Origin of the sequence: Actinoplanes sp. M2I2 (assembly GCF_023544445.1) — a bacterium.
Classification (GTDB): domain Bacteria; phylum Actinomycetota; class Actinomycetes; order Mycobacteriales; family Micromonosporaceae; genus Actinoplanes.
In genome coordinates, this window is the sequence record NZ_JALPVJ010000017.1 from 83,145 (window position 1) to 109,699 (window position 26,555).

The following is a 26,555-nucleotide window of genomic DNA, read 5'->3' on the forward strand; positions in this document are numbered from 1 at the left end:
CGCGCTTGCTGATCGACGTTGGTATCGCACGACCGCATCAACGTCATACCTTGAGCGCATACCTGCCACCCATGTTTTTCGGACGCTGCTTGGCTGCCCGGCGATGCGGCGAAATCAACTCCTGGTCCGGGCGTGACGGACATCGGCTGCAGTGCCTGCGCCGCCCGTGTGCTACGAGATCAGCGAAAGTGACTGTCGCGAAGGTCCAGCCGGCGATTCCCAGCCACAGATTGCCGTGGTCCCCGACGAAGCTGATACCTACGGCGACATAGGCGAGGTCGGTCCACCACGGGAACAGCGCGGAAGTACGCGGATCAACGGCTACCTGCCTGAACGGATCCCGGCCGATCAAGTTGGCGAATGCCTTGCCGAGCTTGATCCGGCCGTTGACGCTTCCGGCGCCGCTGTCCGGGTCCGGCTTGGCTGGCGAGCGGCTTGGCGGGCGAGCGGCATGGCTGGGGAGCGGCTTGGCGGGCGAGCGGCTTGGCGGGCGAGCGGCTTGGCGGGCGAGCGGCTTGGCGGGCGAGCGGGTCGGCCGGCGGACAGATCGCGCGTCGAACAGATCGGCTGCAGTGGGCGCGTTTTCGAGACCAAGCATTACCGTCGCGTCGTTGATTTATGAGAGGTGCTTTCGCGTCTGGTTCGCTACTGCGGCGCGGAACGTCGTGGCGAACTGGTCTGGTGCTTCCAGCCAGGGATGATGGCCTGCGTCGGGGATCAGGACGACCTTGCACTTGAGGCGGGCTGCGAGTTGTTTGAGGGCGTCCGCGGGGCGGCTGTCGGCGGCTCCACCGATGATCACTGTGCCGGGGGGAAGGCGGTCGCGGAGCTCGTTCAGGTGTGATTCGAGCGGGTCGGCTTTCGTCGCGGCGTTGAGCTGGGTGTTCATTGTGTAGTTGACGGGGCGCAGGTTATGGGCGGATTCACTAGCCCGATCCCATGCCTGGGTTTGGTCGGCGTGGTCGGTGAACCATGACAGCGTGAGGTATTCGGTCTCTTCGGCGTTGGTCCGCGAGGCGATGGCTTCGAGAATGTCGAGCCTGGTCTGCTGCTCGTCGGTGCGGCGTGCTCGCTGCGTTGCCCGGTCGGCTTCTCGCCAAGAGCCCAGGAAAGGTCCGGCCAGCTGAACCAGGCCCACTACACGCTCGGGATGGGCCAGCGTGAAGTAGCCGGCCAAGTTGGTCCCGTACGAGTGGCCCACCAGAACGACCCGATCGTGCTGCCAAGCGTTGAGCAACGAGTTCAGGTCACGGATGTGGCGGGCGATCGTGTGCTGCCCGTCCCACTGGGATCCTCCAGTGCCTCGCTGGTCGTAGCGGTGGACCAGGCACAGGTCGTCGATCATGCCGGCGACGGGGCCGAGATAGTCCGGAAGTCCCGGGCCACCGTGCACCAGGACCACGGGCCACGTCTGCCGGCTCGGTGAACCGGTGGTCCACGTGCGCAGCTGAACACCGTCGTACATCTTGATCAAGGCTGCGGTCATGACATGACTCGTCGTTCGATCGAGGTCGTCGCGCCTGAGGAGGTCGCGGCTGAGAGGTTACCGCTGGGGACGTTACGGCTGGGGAGGTTATGGCTGAGCGGATCCCGGCTGGGGAGGTTGCGGCTGAGCGGATCCCGGCTGGGGAGGTTGCGGCTGAGCGGATCCCGGCTGGGGAGGTTATGGCTGAGCGGATCCCGGCTGGGGAGGTTATGGCTGAGCGGATCCCGGTTGGGGAGGTTGCGGCTGAGCGGATCCCGGTTGGGGAGGTTGCGGCTGAGCGGATCCCGGTTGGGGAGGCTACAGCTGTGCAGGTCGCGGCTCAGGAGGGTTACGGCTGGGGAGGTCGTGGGCTGGGAGGTTGAGGCTGCCTCAGGGTTTGCGGCCCACTGCGGTCCAGATGTTGATGTCGGAGCGGGCGGGGATTTCGGCGTTTGGCTCGGGTCGCCACTCGCTGGCGGGCACTACGCCCGGGTCGATGAGCTGCAGGCCCTCGAACAGGTCGGCGAACTCCTGCTGGGGGCGGGTCCACACGTCGGAGCGGCCCTGGGCGATGATCTGCTGGTAGAGGGCCTGCTGCTCGGGCGTACCGAAATCGGACGTGGCGTGGGTGGCGACCAGGTAGCTGCCCGAGGGCAGGGCGTCGACCAGTTCGCGCACGATCGGCTTGGCGGCGCCGTCGCCGTGGATGAAGTGCAGCACGGCGATCAGCATCAGGGCGACCGGCTGGTCGAGGTCCAGGGTGTCGCGCAGCGCGGGGTTGCGGAGGATCTCGCCGGGGCGGTTCAGGTCGGCCTCGATGTACGCCGTGCGGCCCTCGGGGCTGCTGTTGAGCAGGGCGCGGGCGTGGACCATGACCAGCGGGTCGTTGTCGACGTAGACGATGCGGGCCTCGGGCGCTACGCGCTGGGCCACCTCGTGGGTGTTGTCGGCCGTGGGCAGGCCGGTGCCGATGTCGAGGAACTGCCGGATGCCGGCCTCGGCGGCCAGGAAACGGGTGGCCCGCTGGAGCAGGGCCCGGTTGGCCAGCGCGCCCAGCCGTACCTTGGGGAACAGTTTTTGCAGCTCGTCGCCCGAAGCGCGGTCGGCGGCGAAGTTGTCCTTGCCGCCGAGCCAGTAGTTGTAACGCCGGGCCGGGTGGGGCACGGACGGGTCCAGGCCCGCGGGCGCCGCGCTGGTGTTCTCCACAGCGGAACCATAACGCCCGTTCCCGGACGCTGTCTCACCGGTCCACAATGGAAAAATGGATGAACTCGACACGGGCGTGCCGCAGACGGCGCGTATCTGGAACTACTGGCTCGGCGGCACCGACAATTTCGCGGTCGACCGCCAGGTCGGCGACCAGATCCGCGGGGCGTTCCCGGACATCGTCGACAACGCGCGGGCGTCCCGGGCCTTCCTGGTCCGCGCGGTCACCCACGTCACCCGTTCGGGTGGCCTGCGGCAGTTCCTGGACGTCGGGGCCGGGCTGCCGACGGCCGACAACACCCACGAGGTGGCCCAGCGCGTAGCGCCCGAGGCCCGCATCGTCTACGTCGACAACGACCCGCTCGTGCTCGCCCACGCCCGGGCCCTGCTGACCAGCAGCCCCGAGGGCCGCACGGCGTTCGCTCAGGCCGACGGCCGCGACACCGGCGCGGTGCTGGCCGAGGCCGCCCGTACGCTGGACCTGGACCAGCCGGTGGCCCTGATCATGTCGGGTCTGCTGGGCCACGTGACCGACGACGCCGACGCCACCGCGATGGTGCGTGCCTACGTCGAGGCGCTCGCTCCCGGCAGCTACCTCATCGCCCTCGACGGCTCGCACAGCATCGAGCACGCCGAAGCCGAGACCATCTGGAACGAACAGGCCAACCCGCCGTACGTGCTCCGCGGTCACGCCGGATTCGCCCGCTTCTTCGACGGCCTGACCCTGATCGAGCCGGGCGTGACCTCGGCCCCGCTGTGGCGCCCGGCAGATCCCGGCCCCCAGCCTCTCGACGTGGTCTGCGGAGTCGCGATCAAAATGACTGCGTGACTTCCTCTCGTACGGCGTTGATCACCGGCGGCCGGAGCGGCCTAGGCGCGGCCGCCGCGGCCCGGCTGCGCGCCGACGGCGTCACCGTCCTCACGCTCGACCTGGCCGACGGCGCCGATCTGCGCGCCGACGTGTCCGACCCGGCTGCCGTACGGGAGGCCGCCGCCCAGATCGGCCCGATCGACATCCTGGTCAACTCGGCCGGCGTCGTCGGCCCGAACGCGCCGCTGTGGGAGATCGAGCCCGACGCCTGGGACAGGGTCTTCGCCGTCAACGTGCGCGGCACGTTCAACACGTGCCAGGCCTTCGTCCCCGGCATGCGCTCGCGCGGCTGGGGCCGCATCGTCAACCTGGCCAGCATCGCCGGCAAGGACGGCAACCCCGGCATGAGCCCGTACTCGGCCTCGAAGGCGGCGGTCATCGCCCTGACCAAGTCGCTCGGCAAGGAGCTGGCCACCTCCGGCGTCCTGGTCAACGCGATAGCCCCGGCCGTGATCGAGACCCCCATGAACGCCGCCACCGACCCGGCCACGCTGTCCCACATCACCGGCCTCATCCCGATGAAGCGCGCCGGCCGCCCCGAGGAGGTGGCCGAACTGATCGCCTGGCTCACCTCCGACAAGGTCACCTTCTCCACCGGCGCCGTCTACGACATCAGCGGCGGCCGCGCCACCTACTGACAGCGGCTCTTTGTGACAGTCGAGCGGGTGCGCGCGAGGCGCACCCGCGAGACACAGCGATATGCGGGCGGCGGACTGTCGGCGGGCGGTCGAAGGGTCAGGCGGCCTGCCGGAGCGAACGGCCGCGCAGGAACGCTTCCAGGCCGGCGAGGTCGTCGGTGTTGATGTGGTCGACGTCGGCGGCGACCAGTTCGCGCCAGAGGGCGTCGCGGGCCGGGCCGGGGGTGTCGGGGGTGGCCCAGAAGCGTACGCGCTGGTTGCTCGCGTGGGCGTCGTGGATGAACTGGCGCAGCTTCGCGCGTTCGGCGGCCGGCATGGGGCCGACGCCCTGCCACGTGAACAGATTGTTCCAGTTGTCGCTGATCAGCGGGATGAACGACGCCGGGGCGCCCGAGCCCAGGTCGGCGGCGCGGCCGTCGTAGAACGCGCGGCGCACCGGCTGCTCGGCCATCAGGTCGCGGGGCCGGTCACCGCTGACGACCACCGTGACCGCGTCCTTCAAGACCTTTCCCCAGGCGTACGTCGTGAGGATGTCCCGATAGCGGCGGAGCACCCGGTCGAGCTCTGTGTAGGTGGCCGGGCCGGTGTTCTTGATGTCGACCAGCAGCTGGAGCGAGATCGGGCTGCCCCGGTACACGCGGCCGTGGTTGGCCCGCACCCGCTGCTTCAGTGGCTCCAGGTAGAGGCTCTGCAGCGTACGGCCGGGAACCACGTCCTCGAGGTCGTGGGCGACGAGCAGCTCGCCGTCGACCAGGTAGATGTCGGCCTCCACGCTGGTGAAGCCGTGCGCGAGGGCGTCGGCCAGGGGGCGCTCGTGCTCGTAGTCGTTGTGGGCGTGTGCGCGGGCCAGCGGGCGCGCTCCGGGGCGGCCGTCCGCGTGGGCCACGGCGGGCGCGAAGGCCAGGGCGGCGCTCACCGCGACGACCAGGCTGAGAACTCGGCGGATCATGTGTCATCTCCCGTCATCCATCGACGAGCCTGACTTTAGGGGGCCGGGCTGTCGTCGCCCATGAACCGCGGGTGAAAGGTAGCCTGACGCGATGGCGGTGAACTCCCGGATCAAGCCGGTCGAGCGGGCCACGAAGCGGTCGTGGGACGAGTGGCTGGCGTTCATGGACGGCATCGGCGCCCAGGAGCTCGATCACAAGCAGATCGCCTTGAAGGTCTACTACGAGCTCGAGGGCACCGGCGTGGAGCCGCTGGGCTGGTGGACCCAGGCCGTGACGGTGGCCTACGAGCAGTTCATCGGCCGCCGCATCCCCGGTCAGCGGCCCGACGGCACGTTCCAGATGAGCGTCAGCAAGTCCACGCGGCTCGGCATGCGCGAGCTGATGGACGCCTGGACCGCGTTCGCGGCGCGGGACGAGTTCGTGACCGCGCTGATCACCGGTGAGCCCAAGGTCAGCGGCACCGAGCGCCGCATCACCTGGCGGGTCAAGGCGGCCGACGGCTCGTCCGTCACGGTCACCAGCGAGCCCAAGGCCAACGGTACGGCCTCCATCGTGGCCACCCAGATCGGCCTGCCCGGCCCCGAGCAGAACGACGAGGCCCGCGAGAACTGGGCCGCCGCCGTGGCGCGTTTCCTGGACAGCCTGGCCTCCGTCTAACGGGCGATAGGCGTACGACCAGGTATTGCGCGGAGATGGGCCGTGGGCGTTACGTGAAGGGCGCTATCGACCGGGAGGTGCGAGCAGAGGGCTGCGATGGTGAAGACTGCGATCGACCGGAATCTCGACAGCGGGGTGACGACGGTTCGGCTCGACGGGGAGCTGTCGGCCGTCACCGTGCCCGAGGTCGGCACCGTGATCGCCAAGGCCGTGGCCGAGTGCCCGCCGGCCGTGATCGTCGATCTGACCGGGCTAAGTCACGACGAGGACCCGCTGCTGGTCGTGTTCGCGACCATGACGCACGACGCGCAGCTGCACTGGGGTGTGCCCGTGCTGCTGTGCCAGGCTACTCCCGGCGTACAGGAGGGGCTCAGCGCTTTTCGGCCCTATGTGGCGCTTTACGAGGACACTTCACAGGCGATGCTCGCCGTGCACGCGAACGTGCCGCGCTGGGTCCGCCGGCATCTGCCGCCCCAGCCCCACAGTGCCGCCGTCGCCCGGAACGTGACCGGCGAAGCCTGCCTGACCTGGGGTGTCGAGGGGTTGCGGGGCCCGGCCCGGCTGGTCGCCAACGAGCTCGCGGCCAACGCGATTGTGCACTCGGGGGGCGAGTTCGACCTCACCGTCGTCCATACCGGCCGCTATCTGCGGATCGCCGTGCAGGACGCCAGCCCCGCGATGCCCCGGGTGCCCGAGGGACCGCCGGTGACGAGCACGGTGATGCGGCCGGGTTCGGGGCGTGGCCTGCGCATCGTCGCCGCGGCGTCCACGCATTGGGGCGCCACGCCCCTGCTCGACGGCAAGATCGTGTGGGCGCTGATCCGCTCACCGGACGGCGACCGCCTCTAGCGTTGTCCACGGAGCGCTTTGTCCACAGATTGCGTTGTCCACAGATCGCGTCATCCACAGATCGCGTTGTCCACAGCCGGCTTGTCCACAGGGCCGGACGGCCGGCGGCGCGGCCTGGCAGTCTTGGGGCATGGAGAACGCGATCACCCCGCCGTGGCCCCGCCTACGCGTCGCCGACTGGACAGATACCCGCGACACGCTGCACATGTGGACCCAGATCGTGGGCAAGGTCCGCATGGCGTACGCGCCGGCCGTCAACCACTGGTGGCACGTCACGCTCTACCCCAGCGCGCGCGGCCTGACCACGTCGGCCGTGCCGCACGCCGGCGGCGTGTTCGACATCGAGTTCGACTTCGTCGACCACCGCCTGCGCATCCGCACCAGCGACGGCGGCTCCCGCGACGTCACGCTCGAGCCCAAACCGGTCGCCACCTTCTACGCCGAGACTCTCGAGGCGCTGGCCGCGCTGGGCCTCGAGCCGCAGATCCGACCCGTCCCCAACGAGGTCGCGGCCGCGATTCCCTTCCCCGACGACCACGAGCACAAGGCGTACGACGGGGACGCGGCGCAACGGTTCTGGCGGCAGCTGCTGCAGGCCGAGCGGGTCCTCGGCCGGTTCCGCTCCGAGTTCGTCGGCAAGGCGAGCCCCGTCCACTTCTTCTGGGGCGCGATGGATCTGGCCTACACCCGCTTCTCCGGCCGCAGCGCCCCGCCGCACCCGGGCGGCGCCCCCAACTGCCCGCCGTGGGTGATGCGCGAGGGCTATTCGCACGAGCTGGCCAGCTTCGGTTTCTGGCCCGGCGGTGGCGAGGAGGGCGCCTTCTACGCGTACGCCTACCCGGAGCCGCCGGGCTACGCGGAGCGCACAGCGGCCTACTACGACCCGGCGCTCAGCGAGTGCGTGCTGCCCTACGAGACCGTGGCCGAGGCATCCGACCCGGACGCGCTGCTGACCGAGTTCCTGCGCTCGACGTACGTGGCCGCCGCCGACCTGGCCGACTGGGACCGCCCGGCCCTGGAGGCAGCGCGGTAACCGGCAGCCGAAACCGGCGTCACCGCGCCCACGGGGCGACGCCGGTGGTGGGCTGACCTGTCGTGCCCCGCGGGGTGACGCTGACGGCGGGCTGATCTGCCGTGGCCGCGGGGTGACGCTGACGGCGGGCCGATCTGCCGTGGCCGCGGGGTGACGCGGTTGGCGGGCTGATCTGCCGTGGCCGCGGGGTGACGCTATTGGTGGGCTGACCTGCCGTGGCCGCGGGGTGACGCGGTTGGTGGGCTGATCTGTCGTGCCGCTTATCGGTTCGCGTGTCGGTTGTATCGCGCGACCATGGTGGAGACGGCGTCGTCCACCACCGCGGTCACGCGTTCCGGGGTCACCGTCCATCCCGGGACCACCAGGCGCGGCCAGAACAGGTAGTTGGAGATCATTCCGAGGAACTGGGTGGCGGCCATCTGGGGGTCGGTGATGTCGGCCGTCCCCGCGTCGCGCTCGGCCACGAGGTAGGTCCGCACCGTCTCGAAGTACGGCAGCTTGCCCTCGGCGAAGTGTGCCTTGGCCAGCTCCGGGAAGCGGGGGAGCTCGGCGATGACGATGCGGAACAGGTCCACCATCCCCGGCCGGCCCAGCAGCGCCGCGTAATGCCGACCGAGCGCGGTCAGTCCGGCTGCCAGGTCACCCACGAACGGCACCTCGGCGTCCTCACCACCGGCCCAGGAGTCGATGACGATGGCGTCGAACAAGGCGGCCTTCGTGGGGAACTGCTTGAACAACGTCGCCTTCGACACCCCGGCTTCCTCGGCGATGCGCGCCAGCGACGCCCGGTCATAGCCCAGCTCGAGGAACAGCTGTGTGGCGGCCTGCACGATCAGCGCGCGCTTCTGCTGAGCCACTCGCTGGTGATAGGTCGTCATGCGGTCATCATAGCGAGGTGAGTGGGTTGACTCACCATCCGTGGCGACGTACTGTCCTCATGGTGAGTCGCTTGACTCACCTTTGCTTCGCTGTCGGAGGACCGCATGTCCCGCTTCACCGATCACACCGTTCTCGTCACCGGCGGCACCGGTGGGCAAGGCGCCAGTCACGTGCGCGCCTTCCATGCCGAGGGGGCCAACGTCGTCATCGGCGCCATCAACGCCGAGCGCGGCGCCGCCCTCGCCGCCGAACTGGGTGACAAGGCGCTTTTCGTCCGCCTCGACGTCGCCGACGAGACGTCCTGGGCCTCGGCCGTCGCGGCGACCGAGGAAGCGTTCGGCGCGCTCACCATCCTGGTCAACAACGCCGGAGTGCAGAACCCGCCGGCCCTCATCGAGGCCACCGACCGGGCCACGTGGACTCGCATCCTCGACACCAACCTCACCGGCACGTTCCTCGGCATCAAGGCCGCCGCGCCGGCGCTACGGCGAGCGGGCGGCGGGGCGATCGTCAACATCGCCTCCACCATGGGCACCGGCGGCACCGCCTTCTACGCGCCCTATGTCGCCAGCAAGTGGGCCGTCCGCGGGCTCACCCAGACCGCCGCACTCGAACTGGGTCGCGACAACATCCGCGTCAACACCATCCACCCCGGCGTCGTCGCCACCGCGTTCATCACCGAACCCGCGGCCGGCGCCGACGCCCCGATCGCCGACTTCTACTCCGCCGAGCCGTTCGCCGTCCCCCGGCTCGGGCAACCCGCCGACATCACAGCGACGCTGCTCTTCCTCGCCTCGCCCGACGCGGCCTTCATCACCGGCGCCGAGCACATCGTCGACGGCGGACTGCTCCTCGGGCCCGCCCTGAAGAACGACGCCGCCTGATGGCACTCTCGCAGCTGCCGCCGGAGATCAGGCGAGCCATCGAGATCACGCCCGCGGCCGGCACCCGCGAGCGGATCGTGGACATCACCACCACCGGGCGGCGCACCGGACGACCCCGCCGCATCGAGATCTTCTTCTACCGGGCCCACGGCGCCACCTACCTCTGCAGCGGCGCGGGCGGTGGTCCCACCGGCTGGAGCGCGAACCTGCGCGCGAACCCCGCCTTCACCTTCCACCTGAAGAACGGCGTCAAGGCCGACCTGCCGGCCCACGCCACCACCGTCACCGACCCGGCCGAACGAGCGGCGGTCCTCACCGCCATCGTCGACGACCTCAACCAGCCCCACGACCCCGGCACCATCCGCCCGACCAGGCTGGCGGACTGGGCTGACAGCAGACTGATGCGCATTCATTTCGACTGAGATCGCAGGCCACTCGGTGTCGCCCACGCGCGTCGTCCCTCATTCGGTGGCGCGGGCGAATCCGGCAGAGGCGTCGGTGAACGCGCGGCGGATGGTCCGCAGTCAGCGGAGACCCGCACGCTTGAGGATCTCCACGATGACGGCGGCTTTGTCCTGGACGTAGCCCGATACCGAGAGTGGGTGCTTCGCCGCCGATGCGTACTTCTGTGCTGCGTAGCGGTCCCGGTCGTCCGGGTGGCTCCGGAGCCAGTCTCGGAAGACGATGTGGCGCAGGTACTCGTCGCAGTCCGGGCCGAAGACGTGCAGGTTGACGTCGTGGCTTTCGGTCCACAAGCACCGGTGCTCGTACCAGTGCGGCTCCCGGGCGCGCAGCGCGTATCCGGCAACGGTGAGGTCCGGGACGTAGGCATCCTCGTCGCCCGGGTCGGCGACGATCAGATCGATGTCGACGCGGTCCTTCGCGGGTAGCCCCGGCACGGCGGTGGAGCCGACGTGCTGGAGTGCGAGGACCCGCTCGCCGAGCGCGTCCCGGATGCGGCTTTCTTCTCGCCGGTAGCGCGCCGGCCAGTTCGGATCGTAGGGGCCGATGGTGATGGGTGCCTTGGGCGTGTCCGGCGCGCGGTCGCCGACGGCGCGTCGCGCCATCTGTTCCGGCGTCGCCATCACCGACGACGGCGGTAACGGGGGTATGCGCATGCCGAGACGTTAGCGTTCGAGATCAATTGCTCTTCGGACTCAGTACTACAGGAAGTGACGGCTTCACCTGGACGGTGCCGGCCCGGTGCCGCCTACAGCCGGACGGTGCCGCCTCAGTCCGGACGGGGCACTGTGCTCGCGCTGCCTCGATCGAGGGCGGACAAGCGGAACACCACCAGGTCCAGCCGGTCGACGACGGGGCCGGCGATGCGTCCCTCGCGCGCATCCCGCCGCAGCGCTGCCAGTCCTTGCTCGAAGACGTGGCCGGGCAAGCCGGCGAGCGCCCGGGCCCCCGCCGGCAGGTAGGGGAGCGCCCCGGACATCCACCTCTCGACGTCCCGGGGGCGGAGACCGCGCCCGCGATCGTAGCCGCCGGCCATCGCTGAGCCGTAAGTCATCGGCCGCCTCCGTTTCCGGGCTGGACGTTGGCACGCGCCGCGCCGCCGGCGGCACTTCACCCCATAAGTAACGGGTTCGACCACGTGAGGGCTTGCATCGAAACATTGAAAGGTATGAGATTTTGTCAGCCGGGTGCGAGCCACCCGGCGCGGAATCTCTGTAGAGGAGCACGTCCCTTGAGGAACCAGAGCACCGTCGTGCTGGCCGCCGTCTCCGCGTTCGCGGTGGTGGCGGGCCTCACGGCCATGCCCGCGAGCGCCGCACCCGGCGACGTCGCGACCCGCTCGGCCGGCGCGGAACCAACCGCGTCGCTGGGCGAGGACAACCTGCCCCACCCGCTCGGCGAGCAGCGTGAGGCCGAGCGCACCGAGGCGCTGGCCAAGCTCATCGCCGGAGAGGTCAAGAGCGAGAAGCGTACGGGATCGGAGGTCATCCGCCTCGGCCAGGGCAAGTTCGTCGAGTACCGCAAGAAGGAGACCAAGACCGACCCGGTGCTCACCTTCCTGGTCGAGTTCGGCGACACCACCTACCCTGCGGCCGGTGGCACGCCGGGCCCGCTGCACAACAAGATCGCCAGCCCGGACCGGGCCAACGACAACACGACGATCTGGCGCTCCGACTTCAGCCCGGCCTACTACAAGGAACTGCTGTTCGCCAAGAACAAGGAGTCGATGGCGAACTTCTACTACAAGCAGTCCGGCGGTCGCTACACGGTCGGCGGCGACGTCACCGACTGGGTGCAGCTGCCGTACAACGAGGCGCGCTACGGCAGCAACGAGCTGGCCGAGGAGGACGGCTACTGGAACTACATCAAGGACAGCGCCGCCGCCTGGTACGCCTCCGAGGTCGCCGCCGGCAAGACGCCCGAGCAGATCAAGGCGTACCTGAAGACGTTCGACGTCTGGGACCGCGACGACCACGACAAGGACGGCGACTTCAACGAGCCGGACGGCTACATCGACCACTTCCAGGCCATCCACGCCGGTGAGGGCGAGGAGGCCGGCGGCGGGGCGCAGGGCGCGGACGCGATCTGGTCGCACCGCTGGTACGCGTTCGCCGACGACGCCGGCAGCACCGGACCCGAGGGCAACCTGGCCGGCGGCGTGCCGATCGGTGACACCGGCCTCTGGATCGGCGACTACACGACCGAGCCGGAGAACGGCGGGCTCGGCGTCTTCGCCCACGAGTACGGGCACGACCTGGGCCTGCCCGACCTGTACGACACGGCCGGCGGCGACAACGGCACCGGCTTCTGGACGCTGATGTCGGGCGGGTCGTGGCTGAACCGTGGCGCCCCGACGATCGGCTCGACGCCCGGCTACATGGGCGCCTGGGAGAAGATCTTCCTCGGCTGGTCGAACTTCGTGACGGTCAAGCCCGGCAAGAGCAAGTACGTGACCCTGGGGTCGGCCGCCTACGCGGAGACCGGCGTGCTGCCCGAGGCGGTCGTGGTGCCGCTGGCCGACGGCTCGTACTACGCGGCCGAGTACCGCTCGTACACCGGCTACGACGAGACGCTCAAGGTCGGCCCGTACAACTGGGGCTGGCAGGACACGCGGCCGGACTGGGCCGAACGGTTCCCGTACCAGGACGGTCTGCTGGTCTGGTATGTCAACCCGGCGGCCGGCAACAACAACACCAGCCGCCACCCGGGTACGGGCCTGGCGCTGCCGGTCGACGCGCGGCCCGCGCCGATCGTCTTCCCTGACGGTGTCCAGCTCGGCAACCGGCGCCAGCCCTTCGACGCCACGTTCGGGTTGCAGAAGACCGATCCGGTGACCTTCCACCGCAACGGCGTCCCGGTGTCGCTGCCCCGCCAGGCGGCCAAGCCGGTCTTCGACGACTCCGACCCGCTGGCCTACTGGAACGCGGCCAACCCGCAGAACTCGGTCAAGGTGGCCGGCACCGGCGTCAAGCTGGAGGTCAAGACCCAGATCACCGGCCCGATCCCGCTGATGACCCTCAAGGTGACCCCGCCCCAGGCGGACTGACCTGGTGGCGCCGGGCCGGGGTCAGCCCCCGGCCCGGCGTGACACCGCGGAAGCCTCAGCCGGCCCAGTCGATCTGGGGGGAGGGGTAGAAGTCGACGCCGCGGGCGGTCCAGCGCGGGCCGTAGGCGCCGAGCCTGGCCCGGAACGACTCCCAGTCGCGCGCCGGGGACCAGCCGAGCTCGGCCAGGGCGGCCAGGCGCGGGAACGCCATGAACTCGATGTCGTCGAGATTGCGCAACGTCTCCGACCACAGGGGAGCCTCGATGCCCAGCACAGCGCTCTCGGGGACACCGGTGACATGGGTGCCGGGATCCCAGTCGTACGCCTTGCGGACCTCGATGTAGCCCGCCCAGGTCAGCCCCAGCCGGGTCGACGGGTCGTACTTCATGTCGAGATAGGTCAGGTTCGAGGGCGACATGACCACCTTGGTGCCGGCCGCGACGGCGGCGGCCAGGGCCGGGTTCGACGTCTTGTCGCTCCAGTTCTGCGCCACGGCGGTGTGACTGGCCGGCGCCTGGGTGATCTCGTTCCACCCGTACGCCTTCTTGCCGTACTTGGCGACGAGCGGAAGCACCCGCTGCTGGAAGGCGACGTAGTCGGCCTCGGTGGTGGCGTGGGCCTCGTCGCCGCCGATGTGGATCAGCGGGCCGGGCGTCATCGCAGCCAGCTCGCGGATGACGTCCTCGACGAACCGGTACGTGACCTCCTTGCCGATGCACAGCGAGCTGTAGCCCACCTCCGTGTCCGTGCGGGGTGGCGGCGCGACCCCGTCGCAGGTCAGCTCGGGGTAGGCGACCTGCGCGGCGTTGACGTGACCGGGCAGGTCGATCTCGGGCACGATCGTCACGTGCCGCGCGGCGGCGTAGCGCACCAGGTCGCGGTAGCCGGCCTTGGTCAGGTAGCCGCCGCTCTCGCCGTCGACCCCGGTGCCGGGCGCGCCGCCGACGGTGGTCAGCCGGGGCCACGAGTCGATCTGGATGCGCCAGCCCTGGTCGTCGGAGAGGTGCAGGTGCAGGTGGTTGACCTTGAACTGGCTGATCTCGTCGATGTAGCGCTTGACCTCGGCCGGGGTGTGGAAGTGGCGGGCCAGGTCGAGCATCGCGCCGCGGTAGGCGAAGCGCGGCCGGTCGGTGATCTCGCCGCCGGCGACGACGAAGGGCGCCCGCAACGGCACCAGCTGGCGCAGCGTCTGTACGCCGTTGAACAGCCCGGCGTTGTCGCCCGACCGGATCGTGACACCGGACCGGCCGGCGCTCAGCTCGTAGGCCTCGGCGCCGAGCCGGGCGCCCGTTTCCAGGGTGATGGCCGGGGTGCGGGCCGGGGCGTGGCCGACGACCGGCAGCCGGTAACCCGTCGTGGTTCTCAGCGCTTCGGCCAGGCGGTCGGCGACGGCTCGGGCCGAGTGCGGCGCCTCGATCACCGTGCGGGCGGTGAGCCGGAAGGCCGGGCCGTGCGGGCGGACCTGGACCGGCGCCGGGATCACGCTGTCCAGGGCCGGGGCGGCCGGCGTCGGGGCCGAGCGGGCCGGTGCGGCCGACGAGGCGACGGTCAGCGGCAGCGCAGCGGCGAGCAGGGCGGTGAGGGGAATGCGCATGCCTCGACCGTACATAGGCAGTGTTCGATCTGTGAAGAGTGTTTCCCATTGCGCCGGGCCGATACCGAGTCCGGCCCGGCGCAGGGTTCGCGAAAACTAGGCGAGCAGATTCCGGCGTACGCCTGTGGTCCGGAAGAGATACTCGCGGGACTCCTCGAGTTCGCGGCCGAGCCGGTTCAGGTCGGCGCCGAGCAGCTGCCCCTTCCACTTGCGGATCTGGCCGGCCACGATGACGGTTTCCACGTTGCTCCGGTCCATCAGCGACACGACGGCGCCGACCGCGTTGTTGACCGGCGCGACGTTGAGCGCGGTGGCGTCGAGCAGGACGATGTCGGCTTCCTTGCCCACCGTCAGGGAGCCGGTCCGCCGGCCGAGGCCCAGGTGGTCGGCGCCGTTGGCGGTGGCGAACCGGAGCGCGTCGCGGGTGCGCAGCAGCGCCGGCGTGCCCGGCTGGGGACCACCCTGGTCGAGAACGGCCTGGTTGACGAGCATCCGCTGCATGGTCAGGGCGCTCCGCATGAGCGTGAACGGATCGGCGGCCATCGTGGTCTCGACATCCGAGCTCAACGACGGCTCCAGGCCCATTTCCTGCATCTTGAGCAGCGGCGGTGTGCCGTGCCGCATGACCATCTCGACGGGCACGGCCACGGAGACCTTCGTCCCGGCGTCCCGGGCGGCCTTCCAGGCGAGGTCGCTCATCCCGGTCATGTGGATCAGCAGGACGTCCGGGCCCAGTCCGAGGTCCTTGTTCGCCCCGCCCTCGCCCCGCGCGAGCGCGTCGATGATCGGGCTCTGCCCGAAGCTGCCGACCGCGTGGGCCGCGATGGGCAGGCCGAGCTCGCGGGCGATGGTCCAGGACCGGGTGAGCACGTCGTCGCCGAGATAGACCTCACCGCCCATGACCATCGTGACCAACTGGTCGTCCGAGGAGAACCACTGCTTCCGGACCCGGTACGCGTCCTCCGGATAGGCCGCTCCGGTGCGGCCGTCACCCTCGAAGTAGCCGAACGCCGCGCGACGCCCGGTGTCGACGAGGGCTTGCACGGCCGCGTCGGTGTGCTCGGGCGAATGGTGGATCTGCGAGATGTCGAGAACCGTGGTGACACCGGCGTCGAGCTGGGACAGCCCACCGAACAACGAGTTGATGTAGACGTCCTGCGGGCGGTAGGCGGGCGCGAACTTCTGCAGGACGTACTCGACGTACGAGGGATCGGCGGCCGGCGTACCGGATCCGTCGTTGAACAGCAGCGCGTCGGGCAGGAACGAGCGCAACGCGGTTTCGAACAGGTGGTGGTGCGTGTCGACGAAACCCGGCACGACGATCCGCCCGCGGGCGTCGATCACCTCCGCGTCGCCGGCGTCCAGCCCGGGGCCGATCGCCACGATCTTCGTACCTTCGACAAGGACGTCAGCACTCTCGAAGTCACCCACGGCGGGGTCCATGGACACGACCGTGCCGCCTCGAATGACGTAGCGACGGCCCGAAGGCGCCGAGGGAACAGTGCCGGCCGAGGGAACAGTGCTGGCCGAGGGAAGAGTGCTGTCAGACACGAGAATCCTCCTGTGATGATGAAGTTACAGCGTGAGCACGGTGCGTCGGGCGAGGCCCGGCCGCCCGCGATGCGCCCGGCAGACGGGTCAGCAGCGGGATCGCGGTGCTCAGGGCGATCGCGACCGTGACGACGGTGAAACCGATGAGCGCCGTGGTGAGCGGGACCGTGAGCGTGGCGACGCCGATGCCGACCACCGGCACGGTCAGCCCGACATAGCCGGTCAGGAAGATGCCGGCGAGAACCTCGCCGCGATGGGTGGCGTCGGCCAGGGAACCGGCCACGGCCAGGGACGCCTTGAACAGCGGGCCGCCGCCGGCGCCGGTCAGGACCGCACCGGCGAAGAACCACCCAAGGGCGCCGACCTGCACCACGACCACCGTCACCACGACGATGCCCAGGACCAGCAGGGCGGTTCCGACAGCGATCTGGGCCCGCAGGCTGAGCGAGCGGACGGCGATCTGGGCGAGCACGGCGGCGGCGAACGCCGCGAAGACCACCAGACCGGCCGTGAACCGTGACGTGATGTTCAACTGCCCGGACACGAAGCCCGGCACCAGCGAGGTCAGCAGGCCGAGAACGGCGAAGGCGGCGAAGGCGATGCCGCCGGCCAGGAAGAAGGTTCCCCGCGCGCTGTCCGGGACGCGGACCCGCTGGGGGCGGTAGGGCGGGCGGACGTCCGGAGCGTTCGCGGTCTCCGGTACGAGAGCCACCCCGGCCAGGGCGAGGACGAGAAGGACGAGGAAGACGACGTACGGAACCACGAGCGGCCCGGCGACCCACTGAGCAAGTGCTCCAGAGGCCAGAGCGCCGACACCGAATCCGCCCAGGTTGGCCGCGGTCGCCACCACCTGGCCCCGGGTGAGGTCGGTGCCGGGCCGGGCGGCCAGGTGCAGGTCGAAGATGTGCGCGGTGATCGTGGCGGTCAGGATGCCGACGCCGAGGCCGGCGACGACCCGGGCCAGGATCAGGCCGGGCAGGTCGGACCACAGCAGGAAGACGCCGGCCGAGGCGATCTCGAGCGAGATGGCGATCAGCAGGATGCGTCGTCGTCCGTGGGTGTCGCCGAGGTGTCCGGCGAGGAAGAGGCTGATCACCACGCCGACGGCGTACGCCGCGAACGCGACCGTGATGGCGAAGGTCGAGAAGCCGTCGCGTTGCTGGTACAGCGGCCAGAGCGGCGTCGGCACGGTGTTGTAGGCCATGACGACGAGGAACGCGGCCGCGGCGATCCAGAACCCGGCTCGGTGGGGGACGCCCCGGCTCTTCGCCGGTGCGTGTGCAGTTGCCATGGGTACGACGATCCCGCGCTCACTGATCGCCCGCCACGATATGATCCGATGGCATTGATCGGCGATGGTGATGAATGACGGTGCAAACCATGGACAAGCGCCACCTGGAGGTCTTCGTCGCGGTGGCCCGGGCCGGCACTTTCACCCGCGCCGCCACGGAGTTGCATCTGGTGCAGTCCGCCGTCTCCGCCACGGTCGCCGCGCTCGAGTCGGACCTGGACGAGCGCCTGTTCGATCGGACGACCCGGCGGGTGCGGCTCACTGCCGCGGGCCAAGCCCTGCTGCCGAAGGCGACGGCGATCCTGGACGCCTTCCAGGACGCCCGGGAGACCGTGGACGCGGTGACCGCCGGCCTCTCCGGGTCGCTGCGCATCGGCTACATGACCAACGTGACCCTGTTCGACGTCCCGTGCCTGCTCGGCCGGTTCTACGCCGACCACCCCGGCGTCACCATGCACCTGTCGCCGGCCGCGACCGGCACTGCCGGGCTGGCCGAGGGCCTCCGCGGCGGGGATCTCGATCTGGCCTTCCTCAGCGCCGAACCGGAGGATCACCCCGACCTGAGCGTCACCGTGCTGGCCCGCTCGCCCATGGGGCTGGTCGTCCCGGCGGGCCACCCGCTGGCCGGTCGGGCCCGGGTACGGTTCGCCGACATCGTCCTCGAGCGCTTCGTCGAATACCGCACCGGATTCGCGACCCGGACCCTGGTCGACGGCGAGTTCCGGCGCCGCGGCCTCTGGCGGGACATCCAGATCGAGACGTCGGACGTCAACGACGCGGCGGCCCTGGTCCGCAACGGACTGGGCGTGGGCATCCTGCCCCGGTACTCCGTCGAGCGCGTCATCGGTCTGCACTGGATCCCCATCGAGGACGCCACGCTCGAGACCGTGGTCAGCGTCGCCACCTACCGCGGCCGCACGCCGAGCGCGGCCGCCTCCCGCCTGGCCGCACTCGCCACGGCCACCCGGTAGCGTTCGCCATCAGGGAACCGCGGTCCTCTCGGCGGTGTCTGTCAGACATGAGAAAGCTCATCGGGCTCAGCGCCGTGTTGCTGCTGGCGGGCTGCAGCGATGCAAGCGGGCCGGTGCCCGCGCCGACGTCGCCGGCCGTACGGACGCAGCCCCCGCCCTCGGCCGCTCCCTGCGGCTCCCCGGTACGCACCGACGCGCTGCCCGAATGGGCCCGGGCCGGATTCAGCGGCGACGGCGCGGGCGTCCAGCACGTCTACGGGGCCAGGGGCGACATCCTGGCCGTCGTCTTCGGCTTCCCGTTGAGTGCCCCGCCGGCCGAGGGGCGCAACAACAAGATCCTGTGGGTGTCGCGCGAGCTGCTCGACCGCAGTGGGGACCTCGTCATCACCGCGCGGCTGGACGGCTCGGAGCAGACCGAGCAGCGGACGGTCGCCGGTGGCCCGGGACCGTCGATCGTCGATCTGCCCCGGCCGGGCTGCTGGCGCCTGACGCTCACCTGGCCGGGGCACACCGACACGATGGATCTGAGCTACGAGCCGGTCAGGGCAGGAACACCGACCGCACGCAGCCGTCCTCCTTCTCCTTGAAGATCCGGTATCCCTCGGGCGCCTCGTCCAGCGGCATCACGTGGGTGGCGAGATGCTCGGTGGTCAGCTCGCCCTTGGCCATCCGCTCCAGCAGCATCGGGATGTAGCGCTGCCCGTGCATCTGCGCCCCGCGTACGGTCAGGCCCTTGTTCATCAGGGCGCCGAGCGGGAACTTGTCGACGAACCCCGCGAAGACGCCCAGCACGAAGACCGATCCGCCCTTGCGGCAGGCGTGGACGGCCTCCCGGACGGCCGAGGGGCGGTCGGTCTGCAGCCGGAGCTGTTGTTTGACCTGGTCGTACGCCTGCTGTGGGCCGGGGGTGTGAGCCTCCATCCCGACCGCCTCGATGCACACGTCGGGGCCCCGGCCGCCGGTGCGGTCGCGCAGCTCGAGGGCCACGTTCGTCTGCTCGTAGTTGATCGTCTCGGCGCCGACGTGCTTCTCCACCTGGTGCAGCCGGTTGTCGTACCGGTCGATGACCATGACCCGGTCGGCGCCCAGCAGCATCGCCGCGCGCGCCGCCATCTGCCCGACCGCGCCCGCGCCCCAGACCGCCACCACGTCGCCCGGCTGCACTCCGCCCAGGTCGGCGCCCATCCAGCCGGTCGACGCCGAGTCGGAGGCGAACAGCGCCCGCTGGTCGGTGACCTCGTCGGGCACGGTGAAGGCGCCCACGTCGGCGAACGGCACCCGGATGTACTCGGCGTGACTGCCGGGGTTGCCGCCCATCGCGTGCGAGTAGCCGAAGCAGCCGCCCGGCGCCTGACCCCACAGCGTCTCGGTGATCGCCGGGTTGGTGTTGCCGTTGTCGCAGAGCGAGTACTCCTTCTGCGAGCAGAACCAGCACTTGCCGCAGGCGATGAACGACGACACCACCACCCGGTCGCCGATCCGGTGCCGCTGCACGTCCGCGCCGGTCTCGACCACCTCGCCGACGAACTCGTGCCCGAGCACGTCGCCCTTCTCCATGAACGGGATGTAGCCGCCGAGCAGGTGCAGGTCCGAGCCGCAGGTCACGGTCTGCTTGACCTTCACGATGATGTCGCCCCGATTGCGGATCTCGGGGTCGGGCACCTCACCGACGGCCAGCTTGTTGACGCCACGCCACTGCAGAGCTTTCACGACAGGCCTCCCGTACGGGTCCGCCGCGTGATCGCCCGCAGCGGCTTGTTCAGTGGTGTGGGTGTCGTGGTCGGACCGCCGGGCTGCAGCACGTCACCCACCTCGAGCAGGGACCGGCTCTCGCGCAGGACGCGTTGCACCTCACCGTCGGGCACCTCGCCGCCGGCCGACCGGGCCCGCACCTCGGTGCCGCGGTCACCCGGCGCCGGGTGCAGCTGGACCTCGAGGGCGCGCAGCTTCTCGGGCAGGTTCGCGCCGACGTCGTCGAGCGGGCGGAACACGGTCACCGAGTGCCAGCGCGGGTCGCCGCCGGTCGTGCTCGCACGTCGCCGGACGGCGAACCCGGCGGCCGCGACGCCACCGGCGACGGCGGCTCCGGCCAGGACGGTACGGGGGATTCGTCTCATCGGCAGCGAGTACCGGACTGGCCGGCTTTAAAACGTCCGCCGGTAGAGCGAGCATCCGCGGCACACGTCCGGCGGGTCGGTGCTGTCGAGCCGGCGCCGGAACTCGCGGTAGGGCGCGCCGTGCCAGATCTGCGGGAACGACTGCTCCTCCAGGGTGCCCAGCGTGATCCGGTCGTCGCCCATCACCATGCAGCACGGCTGGACGACCCCGGTGCTGGTGATGTACGCGGCCTCCCACGGCCAGGTGCAGTTCCCGCCACCGTGGCCGGCGTTCTCGTCGCCGGGCAGCGCGGGCAGCCGCAGCCGGAACCCGAGGCGCCCGGCGACCCGCGCGGCCTCGGTGAACGCCGTCCGGGCCCGGTCCACGTCGGCGCCCGTCCACAGCGCCTGGTTGGCGGTGAACGCGCGGATCCCGTCGTACTCGCCGGTCGCGTCGCCGAAGTCGTGCGACAGGTTCTGCACGCGCACCTCGTCGATGCCGATGCCGCTGAGCAGCCGCACCAGCTCCGGCAGCTCGCCGACGTTGTCGCGCATGGCCACGAACACCACCCGGATCCACGGGGTGGAGCTGCCGGCCCGCTGCTTGGCCCGCACCAGACCGGCCAGATTGTCCACGACGGTCTGGAAGGTGGCGCCCGCGCGGATCGACTCGTACACCCCGGGGCGCGCGCCGTCGAGCGACACGTGCAGCCAGTCGACGCCACCGGCCACCAGCTCATCGGCCCGCCGCTCGTTGAGCAGCGTCGCGTTGGTGTTGAAGCCGACCCGGATGTCCCCGGCGACCGCGGCGCCGACCATCTCCATCAGGTACGGCGAGAGCAGCGGCTCGCCCAGCCCCTGCAGCGTCAGCCGGCGGACCGGCACGTCGGCCAGCAGCCGGTGGAACAGCTCCGGCCGCATCGCGCCGGCCAGCTTGTTCACCGGCGCCCGATAGCTGACCAGGCACATCGTGCAGCGCAGGTTGCAGGCCGAGGTGATCTCGAGCTGCAGGTGGCGGGGCAGGGGCGGATCGTCGGTCAGGGTCACCATCGATCGCGCGTTCCCGGTGCGACGCGGCGGAAACGGGTCGTTTAGCTGAGCGGTCATCGGGGATACTCCATCTGTGCCGGCCCACAGCGAACATCAGCGTGATCTCGTAGTGATCGGTGGCTCGGCCGGATCGCTCGAGGTGCTTCCGCACGTCCTCGGGAGCCTCCCGGCCGACCTGCCCGCGGCCGTCCTCGTGGTCGTGCACTCGTCGGCCGACGATTCCACCGGCCTGGTCCGCGTGCTCGACCGCTGCGGGCCCCTGCCGGTGGTCGCGGCCACCCACGACGCGCCGCTCGAGCCGGGCCGGGTCTACGTCGCCGTGGCCGGCCGGCATCTGCTCGTACGCGAACGCAAGATGCTGCTCAGCGTCGCGCCCAAGCAGAACCGGGCCCGCCCCTCGATCGACGCGCTGTTCCGCAGCGCCGCCCGCTGGGGGGGCTCCCGCACGGTCGCGGTGCTGCTCTCCGGCAGCCTGGACGACGGGGCGGTGGGCCTCGCCGCCATCCACGCCGCCGGGGGCGCCTGCGTCGTGCAGGACCCCGACGACGCCCTGTACCCGAGCATGCCGCAGGCCGGTCTGGCCGTCGTCCCGCACGCCGAGATGTTGCCGGGCAAGGAGATCGCGTTCGGCATCCAGGCGCTGCTGTCCGAGAGAGTCGAATCCTCGACGTTCAGCCCGGACGCCGACCTGGTCAAGGAAACCGACATGGCTGAGAACCGCGCCGGCACCGCCCCCTCCGATCAGCCCGGACGTCCGGCCGCGATGAGCTGCCCGGACTGCACCGGCGGGATGAACATCGTCGAATCCGCCGGCGTCGTCCACTACACCTGCCACAGCGGCCACATCTGGTCGCCGCAGAGCCTGGTCGCCGCCCAGCAGGACAAGATCGAGGAAGCGATGTGGACGGCGGTGAGCATCCTCGACGAGCAGGCCCGCGTCTACGACCTGCTGGCCGACGGCCGCGCCGGGATGGTGGAACGCCACCAGCGGGCCGCCGCGACCGAGATCCGCCAGGCCGCCGAGACGATCCGCAAACACTTCCCGGAGATCGTGCTCGACACCGAGATCTCCCTACCCGTTCCGCAGCGGGCCGAAGGCAGCGCGTAGCTCGGCCGCGAACAGCTCCGGCTCTTCCCAGGCGGCGAAGTGGCCGCCCCGGCCGGCCTCGGTGAAGGAGGCCAGGCCGGGGTAGACGTACTCGGCCCAGCTGCGCGGCGCAGCCCAGATCTCGCCGGGGAACGTCGTGAAGGCGACCGGGACCCGCACCGGGGGAGGCGCCTGTCCGGAGGCGCCGGCCGCGGCCAGGAAACGGCCGAACTCCCAGTACCACCGGGCCGCCGAGGCCCCGGTTCCGGTCAGCCAGTACAGGGTGATGTTGTCGACGATGCTGTCGCGGGTCAGCCCGCCGGTCGGTTCCTTGTCGACGAACGCCCGCGACATCTTGTGGTAGCTGTCGGTGTCGTGGTCGAGCATCCAGGCGGCCAGGCCGACGGGGGAGTCCAGCAGGGAGTAGCCGATCGTCTGGGGACGGGTCGACTGCTCGAGAAAGTAGCCGAAGCCGTCGGTCGTGAACGCGTTCAACTTGTCGTGCGCCGCGCGTTCCTGCTCGGTCCCGGCCGGCAGGTGATCCTTGAGCCCGATCGCGCCGGCCAGCAGGTTGACGTGGATGCCGAGCAGACCGTCGGGCGCGAGCCGGCCCATCGCGTCGGTGACGGCGGCCCCGACGTCGCCGCCCTGCGCGACGTAGTGGCTGTAGCCCAGGCGGTTCATCAGCCCGGCCCAGGCCTGGGCGATGCGCCCGTTCTCCCAGCCGAGCTCGGCCGGCGTACCGGAGAAGCCGTAGCCGGGCAGGGACGGCAGGACCAGGTGGAAGGCGTCCTCGGCCCGGCCGCCGTACGCCGTCGGGTCGGTGAGCGGGCCGACCGTGCCGAGCAGCTCGACCACCGAGCCGGGCCAGCCGTGCGTCATGATCAGCGGCAGGGCGTTCTCGTGCGGCGAGCGGACGTGCAGGTAGTGGATGTCGACGCCGTCGATTTCGATCATGAACTGGGGCAGCGCGTTCAGCCGGGCCTCGAACGCCCGCCAGTCGTGGTCGCTCGTCCAGTAGCGGGCCAGCTCCTGAACCGTGGCCAGCTGCACCCCTTGGGAGCGGTCGGCGACCAGCTCCCGGCCGGGCCAGCGGGTGGCCGACACGCGGCGGTGCAGGTCGTCGAGCTGTTCCTCCGGCGTGTCGAGCCGGAAGGGACGGATCTGGTTGTCATCGGACATGTTTCCCCCAAGCGGGGCGGACGGGACATGCGGACGCGGTGATGGTCCGCCCGCGACGAGGCCCGCGCCTCATCCCGCCCGGATGAGTTTCCGGCCGCCGGGTGGGGCGGTCAGCCGAAGACCGAGGCCGCCCATTCCGGGTGGTCGATGAACGGGTTCCGGTTGTGCTGGTAGGCGGCGTAGATGACCTGGTTGCGGTTGCGCTCGAAGGCGTCCGGCGGGTCCTGGGCGTTCCACTGCAGCAGGGCCGACACCCGGCCGAGGCGGGGAGCGGTGCCGCTGCCGGTGGTGTTGTCCACCTCCAGGTCGGGCCAGGCGTCGCCGCCCTCATAGCGCACGGCCATGTAGAAGATCATGCGGGCCACGTCGCCCTTGACCGCGGTGCGGGGCTCCCACGAGTCGCCGTCGGTGAAGTTGCCGGGGGCGCTCGGCACGGCCGAGCCGCCGTTGTCGAAGTCCTTGTTGTCGCGCAGCGAATTGACGCCGACGTCCTCGGGGCGCAGGTGGTGCAGGTCGGTGCCGGGCCCGGCACTGGTGCCGAAGTCGCCGTGCGACTTGGCCCAGACGTGTTCGCGGTTCCAGTTGCCGCCGGCGCCGCCGTTGAGCGATTTGGACCGGCTCACGCCCGAGTACAGCAGGATCACGTTGCCCGCGTTCGCCGGGTCCTGGTCGGTGGCTTTCAAGGCGTTCCAGACCGCGTCGTACGACAGGGTGGTCACGCCCCGCGAGACGATCCCGTGCAACGCGTCCTTGAGGGCGTCACCCGATTTGCCGGCCGCCGCGGCGTAGTAGGCGTCGGAAGAGGGCGGTGGTGTCGTCGGGCCCGGAGTCGTCGGGCCCGGAGTCGTCGGGGCCGGCGTGCCCGCGCCGGCGGTCATCGCGGTCGGCGACTTGAGGCCGGGATGGGTGAAGTACGCGGTCAGCGTCCCGGTGACGGTGACCGGATCGCCCAGCCGGCCGGGATTGGCGCGCAGGCCGAACGACGACCGGTACGGGCTGGTCACCTGCACGTAGAGCATGCGAGCGGTGCTCGTCTCGGCGCTGCTGTCGGCGATCGCGATCGCGGTGTCGCCCACGAAGTCGCGGAACCGGACCGTCGACGTGGCGGTCGGCTCGCCCACGACGTAGCCGCGGACCGTGCCCGTGCCGCTCTGACCGCTGATCGCCTGGGCCACGGTGAGCGTGGCCGCGGCCAGCCCGGCCGGCGCCCGTACCCATGTGATCGTCAGGGCGAGCAGGGCGAGGGCGGCCGAGGCGGTGAGCATCCCTGCGCGTCGATACATGCGCTCAGCATAGGAAGGCGCGGGTGAATCGGGGGCATATCGGCCTTGTCATACGGGTGTACCTTGCAGGCCATGACGTGGCTGGACGCGATCTGGTGCCTGGTCGGCGTGCTGACCGAGGCCGGTCCGTCCGGGCTGACCGGTCCGTCCGCGCTGGCCGGGCTGCTGCTGCTCGCCGCGCTGGCCGCGGGGCTGATGCTGCTGTTCCGCGGTGGCTCCGCCGAGCCGGTTTCGCCCGTCGCGCTGCGCGCCCGTTCCGAGCGGGCCGGCGTGCCCCGTCATCGCGACCCCGACGCCCCGGGCCGGACACGCCCGAGAGGACCCACCGCGCGGCCCCTGGCGGCCGCCTGAGATCACCGACGCCTCCTCGAGGCGCCGGGAGCACGACGCGGCCGCTGGTGACGCCTGTCCGCCAGCCATCCTCATCACCGCGAGGGGTTCCGTCGTGTCCGTCTTCAGTGAGCTCATGTCCCTGGTCTATTCGGGGATCTCCGCCCTTCTCCTCTTCTGGCACTCCGTCTGGGACGCCCTGGCCGGCGACGCGGACGTGCTGAGCACCGACTGGTCGTGGGTGCTGGGCATCGTCTTCCTCGTGCTGACCGTCCGGGGTGTCCTTCTGCCGTTGTACGTGCGGCAGTTCCGCTCGCAGCGGGCGATGCAACGCCTGCAGCCGGAGATCCGGGCGCTGCAGCAGAAACACCGGGGCGACCGGCCGGCCCTGGGCGCCGCTGTCTCGCAGCTCTACACCCGGGAGCGGGTCAGCCCGTACGCGAGTCTGCTGCCCCTGCTGCTGCAGGCCCCGGTGTTTCTCGGGCTCTTCCACGTGCTGCGCCACCTGCGCCCGACGATCACCGACCCGGGCACGCAGACGCTGTACGGCTGGACGGCCGCGCAGTTCCACGACGCCTCGCACGCGCTGCTGCTGGGGGCGCCGCTCGCCTCCAGCGTCAGCAGCGGGGGCGCGTCGGTGCTGGTGGCCGGCGTGCTGATCGCCGCCATGGTCACCACCACGTTCCTCACCACCCGGCTGTCGATGGCCGGCAGCGGCGCGGCCGACGACCCGGCCCAGCTGCTGATCCGGCGCCTGATGACCTATGGCCTGCCGCTCTCGCTGCTCGTCTCGGGCATCCTCTTCCCGATCGGGGTCGTCCTGTACTGGACCACGCAGAACGTCTTCGCGCTGGCGCAGCAGGCCTGGTTGATCCGCCGGCACCCGCCGATCGAGTCCGCGCCGGCGCCGGCCGGCTGACCCGCGGGCGTCAGTCCTCGACCCGGAAGCCGATCTTGAGCCGCACCTGGAAATGCGCGACCTCGCCGTCGACCACCTGGCCGCGGATCTCCTGCGCCTCGAACCACTCGATGTTGCGTACGGTCTGGGAAGCCTTGGCGACGGCCGTGCGGATGGCGTCGTCGATGCTGGCCGGACTGCTGCCGACCACCTCGCTGAGCCGATAGACGTGGTTGCTCATGTCAGCCTCCTCGCTGCAGATCTCCCGCTCACTCAACCAGA

Annotated in this window: 29 protein-coding genes; 13 read left to right on the plus strand and 16 right to left on the minus strand. The window is 70.6% G+C overall.

Features of this window, described 5'->3' with window-relative positions; all coding sequences use genetic code 11:
• Positions 1-43: 43 nt before the first annotated feature.
• From HJC40_RS31425 to HJC40_RS31435, 3 genes are all read right to left on the minus strand, one after another.
• Positions 44-598, minus strand: a complete 555-nt coding sequence (locus HJC40_RS31425; RefSeq protein ID WP_250006669.1) for a hypothetical protein — start codon at positions 596-598, stop codon at positions 44-46.
• Between the two features lie 18 nt (positions 599-616).
• Positions 617-1,486 carry an alpha/beta fold hydrolase gene (locus HJC40_RS31430; RefSeq protein ID WP_250006671.1) on the minus strand — a complete coding sequence of 290 codons (870 nt, stop codon included), beginning with the start codon at positions 1,484-1,486 and terminating at the stop codon, positions 617-619.
• A gap of 369 nt (positions 1,487-1,855) precedes the next feature.
• Positions 1,856-2,671 (minus strand): SAM-dependent methyltransferase, encoded by an 816-nt coding sequence (locus HJC40_RS31435; RefSeq protein WP_250006673.1) that lies wholly within the window; start codon positions 2,669-2,671, stop codon positions 1,856-1,858.
• 55 nt (positions 2,672-2,726) lie between these two features.
• Between HJC40_RS31435 and HJC40_RS31440 the strand changes: the two genes are divergently transcribed.
• Together HJC40_RS31440 and HJC40_RS31445 are read left to right on the plus strand one after the other, a co-directional pair.
• On the plus strand, positions 2,727-3,500 hold the full coding sequence (locus tag HJC40_RS31440) for an SAM-dependent methyltransferase (RefSeq protein WP_250006674.1): 774 nt from the start codon (positions 2,727-2,729) through the stop codon (positions 3,498-3,500).
• A complete protein-coding gene (locus HJC40_RS31445) occupies positions 3,497-4,180 on the plus strand; it encodes an SDR family NAD(P)-dependent oxidoreductase (RefSeq protein ID WP_250006676.1) in 684 nt (227 codons plus the stop codon). Before HJC40_RS31440 ends, HJC40_RS31445 begins: the two co-directional genes overlap by 4 nt.
• Positions 4,181-4,277: 97 nt before the next feature.
• Here HJC40_RS31445 and HJC40_RS31450 read toward each other — a convergent pair whose 3' ends face one another.
• Positions 4,278-5,129: a phosphatidylinositol-specific phospholipase C/glycerophosphodiester phosphodiesterase family protein gene (locus HJC40_RS31450; RefSeq protein ID WP_250006678.1), complete on the minus strand. Its 852-nt coding sequence runs from the start codon at positions 5,127-5,129 to the stop codon at positions 4,278-4,280.
• A gap of 91 nt (positions 5,130-5,220) precedes the next feature.
• Between HJC40_RS31450 and HJC40_RS31455 the strand changes: the two genes are divergently transcribed.
• The 3 genes from HJC40_RS31455 (at position 5,221) to HJC40_RS31465 (ending at position 7,669) form a co-directional block, all read left to right on the plus strand.
• Complete coding sequence (locus tag HJC40_RS31455; RefSeq protein WP_250006680.1) at positions 5,221-5,787, plus strand: hypothetical protein; 567 nt, start codon at positions 5,221-5,223, stop codon at positions 5,785-5,787.
• Between the two features lie 96 nt (positions 5,788-5,883).
• Positions 5,884-6,636 (plus strand): hypothetical protein, encoded by a 753-nt coding sequence (locus HJC40_RS31460; protein WP_250006682.1) that lies wholly within the window; start codon positions 5,884-5,886, stop codon positions 6,634-6,636.
• Between the two features lie 130 nt (positions 6,637-6,766).
• Positions 6,767-7,669: a DUF5996 family protein gene (locus tag HJC40_RS31465; RefSeq protein ID WP_250006684.1), complete on the plus strand. Its 903-nt coding sequence runs from the start codon at positions 6,767-6,769 to the stop codon at positions 7,667-7,669.
• 260 nt (positions 7,670-7,929) lie between these two features.
• On the opposite strand, the gene HJC40_RS31470 is transcribed toward HJC40_RS31465, so the two are convergent.
• Complete coding sequence (locus HJC40_RS31470; RefSeq protein WP_250006686.1) at positions 7,930-8,547, minus strand: TetR/AcrR family transcriptional regulator; 618 nt, start codon at positions 8,545-8,547, stop codon at positions 7,930-7,932.
• 105 nt (positions 8,548-8,652) lie between these two features.
• Between HJC40_RS31470 and HJC40_RS31475 the strand changes: the two genes are divergently transcribed.
• Both HJC40_RS31475 and HJC40_RS31480 read left to right on the plus strand, forming a co-directional pair.
• Entirely contained in the window at positions 8,653-9,432 is a 780-nt protein-coding gene (locus tag HJC40_RS31475) for an SDR family NAD(P)-dependent oxidoreductase (RefSeq protein ID WP_250006688.1), read from the plus strand.
• The gene (locus HJC40_RS31480; protein ID WP_250006689.1) at positions 9,432-9,854 is read left to right on the plus strand and encodes a nitroreductase/quinone reductase family protein; all 423 of its coding nucleotides are present in this window, start codon (positions 9,432-9,434) and stop codon (positions 9,852-9,854) included. Before HJC40_RS31475 ends, HJC40_RS31480 begins: the two co-directional genes overlap by 1 nt.
• A gap of 102 nt (positions 9,855-9,956) precedes the next feature.
• Here HJC40_RS31480 and HJC40_RS31485 read toward each other — a convergent pair whose 3' ends face one another.
• Positions 9,957-10,550 (minus strand): GrpB family protein, encoded by a 594-nt coding sequence (locus tag HJC40_RS31485; RefSeq protein WP_250006690.1) that lies wholly within the window; start codon positions 10,548-10,550, stop codon positions 9,957-9,959.
• 113 nt (positions 10,551-10,663) lie between these two features.
• Positions 10,664-10,948 carry a hypothetical protein gene (locus HJC40_RS31490; protein ID WP_250006691.1) on the minus strand — a complete coding sequence of 95 codons (285 nt, stop codon included), beginning with the start codon at positions 10,946-10,948 and terminating at the stop codon, positions 10,664-10,666.
• A gap of 177 nt (positions 10,949-11,125) precedes the next feature.
• Here HJC40_RS31490 and HJC40_RS31495 point away from each other — a divergent pair, with 177 nt between their 5' ends.
• Positions 11,126-12,940, plus strand: coding sequence for an immune inhibitor A domain-containing protein (locus tag HJC40_RS31495; RefSeq protein ID WP_250006692.1), 1,815 nt, complete (start codon positions 11,126-11,128; stop codon positions 12,938-12,940).
• 55 nt (positions 12,941-12,995) lie between these two features.
• On the opposite strand, the gene HJC40_RS31500 is transcribed toward HJC40_RS31495, so the two are convergent.
• The 3 genes from HJC40_RS31500 to HJC40_RS31510 all read right to left on the minus strand — a co-directional run bounded on the left by HJC40_RS31500 (position 12,996) and on the right by HJC40_RS31510 (position 17,376).
• Positions 12,996-14,534, minus strand: a complete 1,539-nt coding sequence (locus HJC40_RS31500; protein ID WP_250006693.1) for a beta-N-acetylhexosaminidase — start codon at positions 14,532-14,534, stop codon at positions 12,996-12,998.
• Positions 14,535-14,630: 96 nt separating this feature from the next.
• Positions 14,631-16,085 carry an amidohydrolase family protein gene (locus tag HJC40_RS31505; protein ID WP_308200965.1) on the minus strand — a complete coding sequence of 485 codons (1,455 nt, stop codon included), beginning with the start codon at positions 16,083-16,085 and terminating at the stop codon, positions 14,631-14,633.
• Complete coding sequence (locus HJC40_RS31510; RefSeq protein ID WP_250006695.1) at positions 16,078-17,376, minus strand: MFS transporter; 1,299 nt, start codon at positions 17,374-17,376, stop codon at positions 16,078-16,080. The genes HJC40_RS31505 and HJC40_RS31510 overlap by 8 nt, the downstream gene beginning before the upstream one ends.
• Positions 17,377-17,465: 89 nt before the next feature.
• Between HJC40_RS31510 and HJC40_RS31515 the strand changes: the two genes are divergently transcribed.
• Positions 17,466-18,347 (plus strand): LysR family transcriptional regulator, encoded by an 882-nt coding sequence (locus HJC40_RS31515; RefSeq protein WP_250006697.1) that lies wholly within the window; start codon positions 17,466-17,468, stop codon positions 18,345-18,347.
• A gap of 47 nt (positions 18,348-18,394) precedes the next feature.
• The gene (locus HJC40_RS31520) at positions 18,395-18,934 is read left to right on the plus strand and encodes a hypothetical protein (protein ID WP_250006699.1); all 540 of its coding nucleotides are present in this window, start codon (positions 18,395-18,397) and stop codon (positions 18,932-18,934) included.
• Here HJC40_RS31520 and HJC40_RS31525 read toward each other — a convergent pair.
• From HJC40_RS31525 to HJC40_RS31535, 3 genes are read right to left on the minus strand one after another with little or no spacing between them, the layout of a single operon-like run.
• Positions 18,888-20,057, minus strand: a complete 1,170-nt coding sequence (locus HJC40_RS31525; protein ID WP_250006701.1) for a zinc-dependent alcohol dehydrogenase — start codon at positions 20,055-20,057, stop codon at positions 18,888-18,890. The genes HJC40_RS31520 and HJC40_RS31525 overlap by 47 nt on opposite strands.
• A complete protein-coding gene (locus HJC40_RS31530; protein WP_250006703.1) occupies positions 20,054-20,464 on the minus strand; it encodes a hypothetical protein in 411 nt (136 codons plus the stop codon). Before HJC40_RS31530 ends, HJC40_RS31525 begins: the two co-directional genes overlap by 4 nt.
• A 27-nt stretch (positions 20,465-20,491) precedes the next feature.
• Positions 20,492-21,550, minus strand: a complete 1,059-nt coding sequence (locus tag HJC40_RS31535; protein WP_250006705.1) for a radical SAM protein — start codon at positions 21,548-21,550, stop codon at positions 20,492-20,494.
• Between the two features lie 16 nt (positions 21,551-21,566).
• Between HJC40_RS31535 and HJC40_RS31540 the strand changes: the two genes are divergently transcribed.
• Entirely contained in the window at positions 21,567-22,601 is a 1,035-nt protein-coding gene (locus tag HJC40_RS31540) for a chemotaxis protein CheB (RefSeq protein WP_250006707.1), read from the plus strand.
• On the opposite strand, the gene HJC40_RS31545 is transcribed toward HJC40_RS31540, so the two are convergent.
• Both HJC40_RS31545 and HJC40_RS31550 read right to left on the minus strand, forming a co-directional pair.
• Positions 22,566-23,762, minus strand: coding sequence for an epoxide hydrolase family protein (locus tag HJC40_RS31545; RefSeq protein WP_250006709.1), 1,197 nt, complete (start codon positions 23,760-23,762; stop codon positions 22,566-22,568). The genes HJC40_RS31540 and HJC40_RS31545 overlap by 36 nt on opposite strands.
• Positions 23,763-23,872: 110 nt before the next feature.
• The gene (locus HJC40_RS31550; RefSeq protein ID WP_250006710.1) at positions 23,873-25,045 is read right to left on the minus strand and encodes an endonuclease; all 1,173 of its coding nucleotides are present in this window, start codon (positions 25,043-25,045) and stop codon (positions 23,873-23,875) included.
• A gap of 72 nt (positions 25,046-25,117) precedes the next feature.
• Between HJC40_RS31550 and HJC40_RS31555 the strand changes: the two genes are divergently transcribed.
• Together HJC40_RS31555 and yidC are read left to right on the plus strand one after the other, a co-directional pair.
• Positions 25,118-25,396 carry a DUF6412 domain-containing protein gene (locus HJC40_RS31555; protein WP_250006712.1) on the plus strand — a complete coding sequence of 93 codons (279 nt, stop codon included), beginning with the start codon at positions 25,118-25,120 and terminating at the stop codon, positions 25,394-25,396.
• Positions 25,397-25,490: 94 nt separating this feature from the next.
• Entirely contained in the window at positions 25,491-26,294 is an 804-nt protein-coding gene (gene yidC / locus HJC40_RS31560; RefSeq protein WP_250006714.1) for a membrane protein insertase YidC, read from the plus strand.
• Positions 26,295-26,304: 10 nt separating this feature from the next.
• On the opposite strand, the gene HJC40_RS31565 is transcribed toward yidC, so the two are convergent.
• The gene (locus HJC40_RS31565; RefSeq protein ID WP_250006716.1) at positions 26,305-26,514 is read right to left on the minus strand and encodes a dodecin; all 210 of its coding nucleotides are present in this window, start codon (positions 26,512-26,514) and stop codon (positions 26,305-26,307) included.
• Between the last annotated feature and the right edge of the window lie 41 nt (positions 26,515-26,555).

What these genes read in the sequence shown, in the direction of transcription:
- HJC40_RS31470 (WP_250006686.1), bottom strand. Translation starts at nt 8,547, where the DNA reads ATGACGACCTATCACCAGCGAGTGGCTCAGCAGAAGCGCGCGCTGATC.
- HJC40_RS31565 (WP_250006716.1), bottom strand. Translation starts at nt 26,514, where the DNA reads ATGAGCAACCACGTCTATCGGCTCAGCGAGGTGGTCGGCAGCAGTCCG.
- HJC40_RS31455 (WP_250006680.1), top strand. Translation starts at nt 5,221, where the DNA reads ATGGCGGTGAACTCCCGGATCAAGCCGGTCGAGCGGGCCACGAAGCGG.
- HJC40_RS31440 (WP_250006674.1), top strand. Translation starts at nt 2,727, where the DNA reads ATGGATGAACTCGACACGGGCGTGCCGCAGACGGCGCGTATCTGGAAC.
- HJC40_RS31515 (WP_250006697.1), top strand. Translation starts at nt 17,466, where the DNA reads ATGGACAAGCGCCACCTGGAGGTCTTCGTCGCGGTGGCCCGGGCCGGC.
- HJC40_RS31460 (WP_250006682.1), top strand. Translation starts at nt 5,884, where the DNA reads ATGGTGAAGACTGCGATCGACCGGAATCTCGACAGCGGGGTGACGACG.
- HJC40_RS31545 (WP_250006709.1), bottom strand. Translation starts at nt 23,762, where the DNA reads ATGTCCGATGACAACCAGATCCGTCCCTTCCGGCTCGACACGCCGGAG.
- HJC40_RS31475 (WP_250006688.1), top strand. Translation starts at nt 8,653, where the DNA reads ATGTCCCGCTTCACCGATCACACCGTTCTCGTCACCGGCGGCACCGGT.
- HJC40_RS31485 (WP_250006690.1), bottom strand. Translation starts at nt 10,550, where the DNA reads ATGCGCATACCCCCGTTACCGCCGTCGTCGGTGATGGCGACGCCGGAA.
- HJC40_RS31510 (WP_250006695.1), bottom strand. Translation starts at nt 17,376, where the DNA reads ATGGCAACTGCACACGCACCGGCGAAGAGCCGGGGCGTCCCCCACCGA.
- HJC40_RS31490 (WP_250006691.1), bottom strand. Translation starts at nt 10,948, where the DNA reads ATGACTTACGGCTCAGCGATGGCCGGCGGCTACGATCGCGGGCGCGGT.
- HJC40_RS31480 (WP_250006689.1), top strand. Translation starts at nt 9,432, where the DNA reads ATGGCACTCTCGCAGCTGCCGCCGGAGATCAGGCGAGCCATCGAGATC.
- HJC40_RS31500 (WP_250006693.1), bottom strand. Translation starts at nt 14,534, where the DNA reads ATGCGCATTCCCCTCACCGCCCTGCTCGCCGCTGCGCTGCCGCTGACC.
- HJC40_RS31465 (WP_250006684.1), top strand. Translation starts at nt 6,767, where the DNA reads ATGGAGAACGCGATCACCCCGCCGTGGCCCCGCCTACGCGTCGCCGAC.
- HJC40_RS31530 (WP_250006703.1), bottom strand. Translation starts at nt 20,464, where the DNA reads ATGAGACGAATCCCCCGTACCGTCCTGGCCGGAGCCGCCGTCGCCGGT.
- HJC40_RS31430 (WP_250006671.1), bottom strand. Translation starts at nt 1,486, where the DNA reads ATGACCGCAGCCTTGATCAAGATGTACGACGGTGTTCAGCTGCGCACG.
- HJC40_RS31535 (WP_250006705.1), bottom strand. Translation starts at nt 21,550, where the DNA reads ATGACCGCTCAGCTAAACGACCCGTTTCCGCCGCGTCGCACCGGGAAC.
- HJC40_RS31520 (WP_250006699.1), top strand. Translation starts at nt 18,395, where the DNA reads ATGAGAAAGCTCATCGGGCTCAGCGCCGTGTTGCTGCTGGCGGGCTGC.
- HJC40_RS31555 (WP_250006712.1), top strand. Translation starts at nt 25,118, where the DNA reads ATGACGTGGCTGGACGCGATCTGGTGCCTGGTCGGCGTGCTGACCGAG.
- HJC40_RS31425 (WP_250006669.1), bottom strand. Translation starts at nt 598, where the DNA reads ATGCTTGGTCTCGAAAACGCGCCCACTGCAGCCGATCTGTTCGACGCG.
- HJC40_RS31450 (WP_250006678.1), bottom strand. Translation starts at nt 5,129, where the DNA reads ATGATCCGCCGAGTTCTCAGCCTGGTCGTCGCGGTGAGCGCCGCCCTG.
- HJC40_RS31550 (WP_250006710.1), bottom strand. Translation starts at nt 25,045, where the DNA reads ATGTATCGACGCGCAGGGATGCTCACCGCCTCGGCCGCCCTCGCCCTG.